The sequence below is a fragment of the Saccharopolyspora halophila genome (assembly GCF_039531955.1).
GTDB classification, from domain to species: domain Bacteria; phylum Actinomycetota; class Actinomycetes; order Mycobacteriales; family Pseudonocardiaceae; genus Saccharopolyspora; species Saccharopolyspora halophila.
The window spans coordinates 188,783-199,680 of sequence record NZ_BAAARA010000021.1 but is presented as its reverse complement, the minus strand read 5'-3'; the positions used below and the strand labels follow the sequence as shown (position 1 = coordinate 199,680).

Here is a 10,898-nt window from a genome sequence, read left to right as displayed (position 1 = left end):
CGCGCGGAGCTGTCCCGCAGCGCGCCCTGCGGGACAGCTCCGCGGTCTTCTCAGAGCCCGTCGCGCAGCCGCTGCGTGGCGGCGACGAGGTTGCTCAGCGCCGCTTCGGTCTCCGGGTAGTCGCGGGTCTTGAGCCCGCAATCCGGGTTGACCCACAGCCGTTCCGCGGGAACCGCCGCCAAGGCGGCGCGCAGCAGGTCGGCCACCTCGTCCGGCTGGGGCACGCGCGGCGAGTGGATGTCGTAAACACCCGGGCCGACGCCGCGCGCGTAGCCGACCGCGTTGAGGTCGTCGAGCACCTCCATCCGCGAGCGGGCCGCCTCGATGCTGGTCACGTCCGCGTCGAGAGCCACGATCGCGTCGATGACATCACCGAACTCCGAGTAGCACAGGTGGGTGTGGATCTGCGTGCCGTCGGAGATCCCGGAGGTGGCCAGGCGGAACGACTCCACCGCCCACTCCAGGTACGCAGGCCGGTCCGCCGCGCGCAGCGGCAGCAGCTCGCGCAGCGCCGGCTCGTCGACCTGCACCACGCGGATGCCTGCCGCCTCCAGGTCGCGGACCTCGTCGCGGATGGCCAGCGCGACCTGCCGAGCGGTGTCGGCCTCGGGCTGGTCGTCGCGGACGAACGACCAGGACAGCATCGTCACCGGACCGGTCAACATGCCCTTGACCGGCTTGTCGGTCAGCCGCTGCGCGCACCGGGCCCACTCGACGGTCATCGACTCCGGCCGGTGCACGTCGCCGAACAGGATCGGCGGGCGCACGCAGCGCGAACCGTAGGACTGCACCCAGCCGTGCTCGGTGGTGGCGAAACCGGCCAGCTGCTCGGCGAAGTACTGGACCATGTCGTTGCGCTCGGGTTCGCCGTGCACCAGCACGTCCAGCCCCAGCTTCTCCTGCAGCCGCACCACCCGTTCGATCTCGTCGCGCATCCGCCGCTGGTACTCGGCCAGGCCGATGCGGCCCGCGCGGTGCGCTGCGCGGGCCTTGCGCACGTCGGTGGTCTGCGGGAACGAACCGATCGTGGTGGTCGGCAGCGGCGGCAGCCGCAACGACTTCTGCTGCGCCTCAGCCCGCTCCCGGTAGTCGCCGCGACGGGAGTGCTCGGGACGCAGCGAGTCCACGCGCGCCCGCACGCGCTGGTCCCGGTTCGCGCTCGCCCGGGAGGCCACCGCCGCGCGAGCGTTCTCCAGTTCCCCGCGCACGCTCTCGCGACCCACGCGCAGCGCCCGGCCGAGCGCCACGACCTCGCCGACCTTCTGGCGCGCGAACGCCAGCCACTGCCTGACCTGCGGGTCCAGGTCGTTCTCGGCGTCCACGTCGTAGGGCACGTGCAGCAGCGAGCACGAGGTCGACACGGCGACGTCGCCGGCCAGTCCGAGCAGGGTGGCCGCGGTGGTCAACGCCCGGTCCAGGTCGGTGCGCCAGACGTTGCGGCCGTCCACGAGTCCCGCGACGAGCGTCTTGTCCCGCAATCCGCTCAGCGCAGGCAGCCGGTCGATCGCCGAGGCTCCGGCGACGAGGTCGACGCCGACGGCCTCGATCTGCGCCGCCGCCAAGATCGGCAGCGCGTCACCGAGATCGCCGAAGTAGCCCGCGACCAGCATTTTCGGGCGGTCGGAACGATCACCGAGCCTGCGGTAGGTGTTGCGCAGCGCCTCCAGCTCGGCGGGCGCGCGGTCGGCCGCCAGCGCGGGCTCGTCGAGCTGGACCCACTCGGCACCGGCCTTGCGCAGCTCGGCCAGCAGCTCCTCGTAGGCGTCGAGCAGCTCCGGGAGCTTGTCGATCGGCCGGAAATCGTCCGGCGCTCCATCGGCGGGCTTGGCCAGCAGCAGGAACGTCAGCGGTCCGATCAGCACCGGCCGGGTTTCCACGCCGAGCTTGCGGGCCTCCCGGAAGTCCTCGACAGCGGTCCGGTCGGACAGCGCGAACCGCGTCTCCGGGCCGATCTCGGGGACGAGGTAGTGGTAGTTGGTGTCGAACCACTTCGTCATCTCCAGCGGCGGCGCGGAGGCCGTCCCGCGGGCCATGGCGAAGTAGGTGTCCATCGGGCTCAGCCCCAGCTCGGCGTGCCGGGACGGGACGGCGCCGAAGGTGACCGCGGTGTCGAGCACCTGGTCGTAGTAGGAAAACGTGTTGCCGGGGACCGAGTCGAGCCCGGCGGCGGCGAGATCGCGCCAGGTGTCCGCGCGCAACCGCCGGGCCACCTCGCGCAGGTCCGCTTCCGCGCTTCGGCCTGCCCAGTAGCTCTCCAGGGCTCGTTTGAGCTCCCGGTCGGGGCCGATCCGGGGAAATCCGAGCACGGTGGATCCGATGAAGGTCAACGCTCTCTCCTCGCGAGCTAGACGTCAGCCGAGGCATCGCGAGGGCGCGGACCAGCGACGCAGGCCGCTGGAACGTCCGCCAGGTCCTCCCGCGAGACCTCGGACCACGCACACCGGCGGTGTGCGTACCGGTGGCAGGTCTTCGGACTCGCGGGCTCGTCCGGCCATCGCCGGTTCTCCTACCGGCCGTCGCTTCCCGGACGTGGTGTCCAGTGCTCATGACGGCTTTCGTTCCCGCTCACCGCTGCGGGGCAGTCCTGGACTCGCACCAGGTTCCCTCTTGCCTCACCGGGCCGCGTCTCGTGCGTCCCGGTGAACCACCAGCGGCGCCAGGCTAACCCGGCAGGCCGGTCCCGAACAGTCCCCCGCGGCGGGGATCTCGATCACCCGGAGGCCGGGCCGGATCCCACGCTGAATCGCGCGCCGAACGGATCGCGCGCGTTGGCCAACCGGCCGTAGGCCATGTCGAAGGCGTCGTCGGCACTGCCACCCGCCTCGCGGATGCGGGCGACGGTCGCGTCGGCGTCGTCGACCATGAACAGCACGCCCCACTCCGACTTCTGCGCCGACGGATCGCCGAGGATTCCGCCGATCTCGTGACCGTCCGGACGCCGCAGGAAGGTGAAATCGGCGCCCTCGAGCTGCGAATCGCCGTCCAGGGTGAAGCCGAAGACCTCCGCGTAGAACTCGCGCGCCCGCCCCGGCTGCGCCGTCACCAGGTCGTTGCGCAGCATGGCGTTCGGCTCGTTGACGATCTCGGCGCCGATGTGCTCGCCCGCTTCCCAGAGCGCGAAGTGGCCGCCGGTCGGGTCCTTGAACACGGCCATCCGGCCGTGCTCCATCACCTGCATGGTGTCCTGCAGCACCTCGCCGCCGGCGGACTTGGCCGTGTTCGCGGTGGCCTCGCAGTCGTCGACGGCGAAGAACAGATTCCACCAGTAGTCCACCGGATCGGGTTCGACGTTCTGCATCAGCGCCGCGACCGGCTTGCCGCGCAGCAGGCACATCGTGTAGTAGCCCACCTCGGCGGACCCCCTGGCGAACTCCCAGCCGAAGACGGTCCCGTAGAAGTCGATCGCCCGGTCCAGGTCCGGGATCGCGAGATCGATCCAGGTCGGCGTGCCTTCGGGTTGTGCCTGGCTCAGTTCTGGCATGACGTACCCCCTTGGTTGCTCTCACCTGGGACGGTAGTCATGCGCACCGACAGTCGCCGGATAATCAGTCCCCGAGCCGGCTGCGCTCCCGGGCTCGCGCGGCGGCCGCCGAAGTCTTGGGCATCTCGACGAGCCCGGTCTCCTCGGGCGCGGGCGCGGATTGATGAGCACCGGTCTCGCCCGTCTGATCGAGTCCGCCCGCCTGCTCGGGCCCGCGCGCGGCCGCGGGCTCCGCCACGACCTCGGGCGCATCGGCCGCACCGAAGAAATCGGACTTCGCCAGGGCGCCCCGCCAGGCGGCCGGCTCCCGGAATTCGTTGATACCGGTGACGATCACGCCGGGAGCGACGTCCTTGGTCACGGTCGCACCGGCGCAGACGTAGCTGCCGCGGCCGACGGTGACCCCGCCGATGACCTTCGCGCCCCAGCCGACGAACACGTGGTCCTCGAGCACCGGCGCGGCGTCCTGCGCCAGCGGCACGCCCGGCTCCAGTCGCCGGTGCACCAGGTCGCCGTAGACCTGGCAGTTCGAACCGATCTTGCTGCGCGCGGCGATCGTGGCCGCGCTGATCGCGCAATCGTCGCCGATGACGGCGTTGGCGCCGACCGAGGCGCGGTGGGTGAGCACGACGCGCTCGCCCACGGTCGCGCCGTCCTCGATCCAGCAGTAGGCGTCGAGGGTGCTGTCGTCGCCGAGCCGCGATTCCTCCCCGATGAGGCTGAAGTGCGCGACCTCGCAGCGCTCACCGACCGCGGCCAGCCGGTCGAGGCGGTCCCACTCGCGGCCTGGCCGGAACGGCTCGCCCACCCTGGCCGTGGAGGCGATCCACGCCGACTCCGCGATGTTCACGCGCTCCGTCTGCAAAGCTGCTCCCTCACACCCCGGCTACTGACCGCGCCAAGTCTAGAAACCGGCGCACCGAGTCGATCACCGCCCCCGCTACACGCCGATCGCCAGCCGTGACACCAGGTGACCGGACGCCGCTCGTGCGACCACGCGGCCGGGTCCTGCAGATCGGGGGTGCCGGCGGTCTGGTTGATCAGCGGAATCCGCAGCACCGAGCCGCAGTTCACCGCTTCCGCGAGCCGGCCAGTGACGTGCTCGGATCGGTCGGCCGCCGCGCGACGCCCAGCCGCAGGTGAGCACACCGCCGCAGATGGCCGGGTGCGGCGGATTCGTTCGGATTCGAGATCGGCGCCGCCATGCCGACGTCCTCGATCAGGATCCGGTCGTGGAACACCGGTTCGAGCGGTTTCGGGCGGTCGCCCGCGATCTCGCGGGATTCGCCCCCGCGGACGGTCTCATCTCGGACCCGGCCATTGCTCGTAGTCGGTCCTCGATCGAAGCGGTGGACGGCATCGCCTGCTTGGCGAGCTCGCCGGTCGCGGTGCGGGTCGGCCCACCGTCGATGAAGCGCCAGAAATCCACCCGTTCCGCCGAAACCGCTGAGGCCGGATTCAGCCACTCGCCCGAAGCCGCTCCAGCTCGCGCTCGATCCTTGCGCGCGCTGGTCACGGGCCAGGACGGCGCCGCAGGGAGGTGCCCCGGCCACCCACCGGCTCCCACTGGATGAAAGCGTTGGCCCGAACGGGCAGATTACGTTTTCAACTCCGGACCGGAAATCGTCTCGTCGCCGTTGCACCTGCACACCGGCTCGGTTAACTTCCCGCCATGGGTGCCGAAATCAGTTCCGAATTCCGCTCGATCCCCGACCTCCTCCGGTATCGCGTCCGGCAATCGGAAGCCGGCGAGGCATTTCGCTTCCCCGTCGACGGCCAATGGCACACGCTGACCTGGGGCCAGGTGTGGGAACGGGCACGAGCGATCGCGCTCGGCCTGCACTCGCTCGGCGTGGAGGCCGAGCAGCCGTGCGGAATACTCGCGAGCACCAGGGTCGACTGGATCCTCGCCGACCTGGGCATCCTGTGCGCTGGCGGGGCCACGACCACGATCTATCCGACCACCACGGCCGAGGGCTGCGCCTACATCGTCGCCGACTCCGATTCGACCGTGGTCTTCGCCGAGAACGACGAGCAGGTCGAGAAGCTGCGCTCGATGCGCGACCAGCTCCCGAACCTGCGCAAGGTCGTCACCTTCGACGGAACCTCCGACGGCAACTGGGTCATCACCCTGGACGAGCTCGAGGAACGCGGTCGCAGGCTGGCCGCATCCGAAGCGGAGCTGTTCGAGCGGATCATCGATCGGGTCGAACCCGAACAGCTGGCCACCCTGATCTACACCTCCGGTACCACCGGAAACCCCAAGGGCGTCCGCCTGGTGCACGCCAACTGGCTGTACGAGGCCGAGGCGATCCACCAGGTCGGCGAGCTCACCATCGACGACGTGCAGTACCTGTGGCTACCGCTGTCCCACGTGTTCGGCAAGGTGCTGCAGGTCGGGCAGCTGCGGGAGGGCTTCCCGACCGCGGTCGACGGGCGCGTCGAGAAGATCGTGGAGAACCTGGCGGCCGTGCGCCCGACGTTCGTCGCCGGGGCGCCGCGGATCTTCGAGAAGGTCTACAACAAGGTCGTCCTGCAGGCCAAGGAAGGCGGCGCGGCGAAGTACCGGATCTTCCGCTGGGCCTGCGACGTCGGCCTCCAGGCGTCTCGCCTGCAGCGAGCGGGCAAGCGGCCCGGCATCGCGCTGAAGGTGCAGTACGCGATCGCCGACAAGCTGGTCTTCCGGCAGCTGCGCGAGAAGTTCGGCGGCAGGCTCCGCTACTTCATCTCCGGCAGCGCCGCGCTCGCCCCGGACATCGCCGAGTTCTTCCACGCCGCGGGCATTCTCATCGTCGAGGGCTACGGGCTCACCGAGACCAGCGCGGCCAGCTTCGTCAACCGGCACGACGACTACCGGCTCGGAACGGTCGGAAAACCGTTCCCCGGCACCGAGGTCCGGATCGCCTCCGACGGAGAAGTCCTGCTTCGCGGCGGTGGCGTCATGCGGGGGTATCACAACCTGCCGGAGGAGACGGCCGAGACGATCGACGACGAGGGCTGGTTGCACACCGGCGACATCGGTGAGCTCGACGGCGACTTCCTGCGCATCACCGACCGCAAGAAGGACCTGATCAAGACCTCCGGGGGCAAGTACGTCGCCCCGCAGTCGGTGGAGGGCAAGCTCAAGGCGCTGACCCCGTACGTGGGCAACGTGGTGGTCTTCGGCGACCAGCGGCCCTACTGCACGGCGCTGATCACCCTGGACGAGGAGGCCATCGTCCCGTGGGCGCGGGAGAACGAGCTCGGTGAGCTGACCTACGAGGAGCTGACCGCGCACCCCAAGGTGACCGAGCTGATCGGCGAGGCGATCGACGTGCTCAACCGAGGCCTGGACCGCCACGAGACCATCAAGCGGTTCACCATCCTCGGCCGCGACCTCACTGTGGAGAACAACGAGGTCACGCCGAGCCTCAAGATCAAGCGAAAGGCCGTCGCGGAGAACCACGGCGACGCCGTGGCCCGGATGTACACCGACACGGTCCAGTCGCTCTGAGCGAGACCGGGTGACGGTCGCCGCGGGGCGCCGTCACCCGGTGGCACGTCGCGTTGGGAGATGCATCCGTTTGGGAAGGCCCCGATATGCGGCTTAGCCGGGTGCGGTGGGCGACTCAGCCCGCGCCGCGGGTTCTCGGACACCTCCGGGCGAGGACAGCCGCGGCGCCGCGCAGGCCGCTGCTCGACTCGCGGATCCCGCAACCCGGCGGCGTCCGAGGTTCCCCACGAAACCACGAACTGAAGCATCTCCTCAGAAGCCGACCCGGTCGCCGCCCTTGAGCCGGAGGACCTCGCGGGCCTCGGCGGGCGTGGCGATCTCGAGGTTGAGGGCCTCGAGCACGGTGCGGATCCGGGTGACCTGGTCGGCGTTGGTCTTGGCCAGCTCGCCCGGTCCGATCCAGAGCGAGTCCTCCAGCCCCACCCGCACGTGCGAGCCCTGGGCCGCTCCGATGGTGGCCAGCGGGATCTGGTTGCGCCCGGCTCCGAGGATGGACCACTCGTAGTCGTGGCCGAGCAGCCGGTTGGCCGTGCGACGCATGTGCATGAGGTCTTCGGGGTCGGCTCCGATGCCGCCGAGCAGGCCGAAGACCGACTGCACGAACATCGGGCCGTGCACCAGCCCCCGGTCGCGGAAGTGCGCGAGGTTGTTCAGGTGCGCGATGTCGTAGCACTCGAACTCGAACCGGGTGTCGTTCTGCGCGCCGATTCCCAGGATCGTCTCGATGTCGGCGAAGGTGTTCTTGAAGACCAGGTCGCGGCTGTTGACCAGGGCCTCGCGCTCCCAGTCGTGCTCGAACTCCTGGAAGCGGTCCAGCATCGGGTAGAGCCCGAAGTTCATCGAGCCCATGTTCAACGAGGCCAGCTCCGGCTGGAACACCTCTGCGGGCTTCATGCGCTCGCGCACGCTCATGTGCGGTGACCCGCCAGTGGTGATGTTGATGATCGCGTCCGTGCGGCCCTTGAGCCCGGAGAGGATCGGCGCGAAGTGGTCCGGGTTCTGCGACGGCCTGCCGTCCCGCGGGTCCCGGGCGTGCAGGTGCACCACCGCGGCTCCGGCCTCGGCGGCTCCCAGCGCGGCCTCGGTGATCTCCTCCGGGGAGACCGGGAGGTGCTCGGACATCGACGGCGTGTGGATGGCGCCGGTGACGGCGCAGGTGATGATGACCTTGCGAGCCACGTTCGAACCTCCTAGTAGAGCTTCTCGGTGTTGCCGTCGACGGCCATCACCTGGCCGTTGACGTTGCGCGACATCGGACCGGCGAGGAACGCCGCCATGTCCGCGATGTCGCCGGGTTCGACCATGCGCCGCAGCGAGGACTGGTCCTCGTAGAGCGCGGTGACCTCCTCCACCGGGCGTTGCAGCATTCGCGCCTTGGCCTCGATGACCGCGCGGATGCGGGGCCCGTCCACCGCGCCGGGGCAGATCGCGTTGGCCCGGATGCCCTCCGGGCCGAGTTCGATCGCGAGCGTCTTGGTGAACCCGACGACCGCCCACTTCGACGACGAGTAGGCGCTGCGCCCGGCCATGCCGAGCCGGCCCGCTGCCGAGGACAGGTTGATGATCGAGGGTTCCGAGCCGGCGCGCAGCAGGCTCAGCGCGTGCTTGACGCAGTAGAACTGGCTGTGCGCGTTGACCTCGAAGGTCCTGGCCCACTCGGCGCCGTCGATCTCCTCGACCGGTCCGGTCGGCCCGGCGATCCCGGCGTTGTTCACCAGGACGTCCAGCCCGCCGAGCTCCGCGTCGACCTCGCCGACGAGTTCGCGCACCTGGCCCTCGTCGGAGGCGTCGGACACCCGCGCGAGCAACCCGGCCCCTTCGGCCTCGGCCACGGCCGCCGGGTCGACGTCGGTCACCAGAACCCTCGCGCCCATCTCCCGGAACCGCTCCGCGATGGCCCGGCCGATCCCTCGCGCTCCCGCCGTGACCAGGGCACGCTTCCCGCCGAGATCCATCCCGACTCCTTCCTCCGCACCGCAGAACCCACCCGAACCTAGAACCCCGAACGCACCCCGACCACCCGACATCCCCGAATTCCCTGGAAATCGGGGGTTCGTTTTCGAGGGTTTTCGGGGGGACGGGCGTGGTTCGGGTGCGTTGTGCGCGTGGGAGGAGGTCCAGGAGTACCGGAGTGGAGCTTTAGGTTCGGTGGCGGGGCGGCACATCATCGAGGTGTGCCGAGGCTGGCGGCATGGCCTCGGCCCGGCCTCGGAGGATGTCGTGGGAACAGCCGGACTCAGCAGATGGATGCTGCGCCTGCTGCGCGGTGCCGTCCGGACGTGGGAAGTCTGCGTCGAAGCCGAAGAGCGCAGGCAGCTGCTGCAGCGACCGTGGGAGGAATCGGTGCTGCACTGGTCGTGGCAGGGCGATACCTGGGTGCTGCACGGCCGGTACCCGCCGCCGGACGACTGCTGGCGCTACGGCACGACCTCGTGGGGTTGGTGCCAAGGGCGGAGCGATCTCCCGGGGCCGCGCGATCAGGCATGACGGGCATCGGGCTGGACGCTGCCGAGCACCGGACCGGCACCGCGTGCGGCGCTGCCCGGACCGCGGTGGGCAGGTGGTCGCGCCAGTCGCGACCCTCCGAGCACCCGGGCGATCCTCGAACACCCGGCCGATCGCCGAGCCCGCCGCGCGCTCGCCGAACCGCTGGCCGATCGTCGAGCGGGCCGGTGGCCCCGGCTCCTCAGCGGGTGATCGCGACGCCGCACCAGCAACCGGCGCGCGAGACGTCCCACTCGCCGGTCGTCGCACCCGGATCGGGGCGCCACTGCGGTGTCCACACCACGCCCGGATCGACGAGATCGGCGCCGTCGAACAGGCTGCGGACCTCCTCCTTGGTGCGGAACGTGATAGAGGTGCCCGCGTTCTCGGCGAAGAACCGCTCGACTCGCTGCGCCTCCTCGGCGCGCTCGTCGGCGGTGAGGGTGGAGATCACCACCGGACTGCCCGCGACGAGCTCGTCCCGGTAGCGGCGCAGCGCGGGCATCTCGGCGGGATCCACGTAGTGCAGGACCGCAACCATCAGCAGCGCCACCGGCCGCGAGAAGTCCAGCAACTGCTGGGCTTGCCGGGATTCGAGCACCTTCTCCGGTTCCCGAACATCGGCGTGCACGATGTCGGCCCTCTCGTTGCCCGCCAGCAGCTGACGAGTGTGCGCGACCGCGACGGGTTCGACGTCGACGTAGAGCACCCGAGCGCTCGGGTCGCGCTCCTGAGCGATCTCGTGCACGTTCCCCTTGGTGGGAATGCCCGACCCCAGGTCGAGGAACTGGTCGATGCCCTGGTCCAGGCAGTAGCGCACCGCGCGCTGCAGGAAGGCGCGGTTGGCGCGCGCGATGAACGGACCCGTCGGAGCCACGCTGCGCTGGATCTCCTCGGAAGCCGCGCGGTCCACCTCGAAGTTGTGGTCCCCACCCAGGTCGTAATCGTAGATCCGAGCCGCGTTGGGTGTTTTCGAGTCCACCTCTGGCACGTCCACCTTCCAAGCGTTGAAGGAATCCCGTCCCGCCATTGGCCCAAACTACCCGTCGCTGCAAGACCGTTGAACCCGCTCGGAACCAACTTTCCGCCACAGGAACCGAATTCGCCAGAAAACGGACACGACAGCGCTCGGCCAGCAGCGCGCAAGGAACACCACCGTGGTGGCTCCGTCCCGGATCACCCGGTCGTCGCGGAGGTCGGGCTGGAACCCTGCGGTTCCCGCGCGTACGCCTCCCACACCCTGGAGTCGGGCTCCCCTCCCCCGCTGCCCGCCGTGCACACCGGCGCCGAACTGCGCGGCTATCGCGAGCGGCGCGGAGCGAACAGCTACGAGGCCGCCAACGCGCTCGCGGGCAGCTTCGTCTCACCGTCCATCGAGGACTACTACCGCAACCCCTGGGAGCTGGACCACGGCTCGTTCGCGACGTTCGATCACGACTT

The 10,898-nt window shown here is 70.0% G+C and carries 9 protein-coding genes and 1 riboswitch; of the genes, 2 read left to right on the top strand and 7 right to left on the bottom strand.

The features are described from left to right. Positions 1-50: 50 nt before the first annotated feature. The 4 genes from metE to ABD289_RS21835 all read right to left on the bottom strand — a co-directional run bounded on the left by metE (position 51) and on the right by ABD289_RS21835 (position 5,130). The gene (metE, locus tag ABD289_RS21850; RefSeq protein WP_344136127.1) at positions 51-2,327 is read right to left on the bottom strand and encodes a 5-methyltetrahydropteroyltriglutamate--homocysteine S-methyltransferase; all 2,277 of its coding nucleotides are present in this window, start codon (positions 2,325-2,327) and stop codon (positions 51-53) included. Positions 2,328-2,443: 116 nt separating this feature from the next. Then, positions 2,444-2,665, bottom strand: a riboswitch (cobalamin riboswitch). A gap of 45 nt (positions 2,666-2,710) precedes the next feature. After that, positions 2,711-3,481, bottom strand: a complete 771-nt coding sequence (locus ABD289_RS21845; RefSeq protein ID WP_344136124.1) for a VOC family protein — start codon at positions 3,479-3,481, stop codon at positions 2,711-2,713. Positions 3,482-3,545: 64 nt separating this feature from the next. After that, entirely contained in the window at positions 3,546-4,346 is an 801-nt protein-coding gene (locus ABD289_RS21840) for an acyltransferase (RefSeq protein ID WP_344136121.1), read from the bottom strand. A 205-nt stretch (positions 4,347-4,551) separates the two neighbouring features. After that, complete coding sequence (locus ABD289_RS21835) at positions 4,552-5,130, bottom strand: hypothetical protein (RefSeq protein WP_344136118.1); 579 nt, start codon at positions 5,128-5,130, stop codon at positions 4,552-4,554. A 23-nt stretch (positions 5,131-5,153) separates the two neighbouring features. Here ABD289_RS21835 and ABD289_RS21830 point away from each other — a divergent pair, with 23 nt between their 5' ends. Beyond that, positions 5,154-6,974 (top strand): AMP-dependent synthetase/ligase, encoded by a 1,821-nt coding sequence (locus tag ABD289_RS21830; protein WP_344136115.1) that lies wholly within the window; start codon positions 5,154-5,156, stop codon positions 6,972-6,974. Between the two features lie 252 nt (positions 6,975-7,226). On the opposite strand, the gene kce is transcribed toward ABD289_RS21830, so the two are convergent. Together kce and ABD289_RS21820 are read right to left on the bottom strand one after the other, a co-directional pair. Beyond that, positions 7,227-8,153 (bottom strand): 3,5-dioxohexanoate:acetyl-CoA acetone transferase, encoded by a 927-nt coding sequence (gene kce, locus ABD289_RS21825; protein ID WP_344136112.1) that lies wholly within the window; start codon positions 8,151-8,153, stop codon positions 7,227-7,229. An 11-nt stretch (positions 8,154-8,164) separates the two neighbouring features. Then, positions 8,165-8,929, bottom strand: a complete 765-nt coding sequence (locus ABD289_RS21820) for an SDR family oxidoreductase (protein ID WP_344136109.1) — start codon at positions 8,927-8,929, stop codon at positions 8,165-8,167. A gap of 265 nt (positions 8,930-9,194) precedes the next feature. On the opposite strand from ABD289_RS21820, the gene ABD289_RS21815 reads away from it, so the two are divergent. Beyond that, positions 9,195-9,461, top strand: a complete 267-nt coding sequence (locus ABD289_RS21815) for a hypothetical protein (protein ID WP_344136106.1) — start codon at positions 9,195-9,197, stop codon at positions 9,459-9,461. A gap of 199 nt (positions 9,462-9,660) precedes the next feature. Here the strand turns inward: ABD289_RS21815 and ABD289_RS21810 are convergent, their stop codons facing one another. Further along, the gene (locus tag ABD289_RS21810) at positions 9,661-10,488 is read right to left on the bottom strand and encodes an SAM-dependent methyltransferase (RefSeq protein ID WP_344136103.1); all 828 of its coding nucleotides are present in this window, start codon (positions 10,486-10,488) and stop codon (positions 9,661-9,663) included. Positions 10,489-10,898 lie beyond the last annotated feature (410 nt).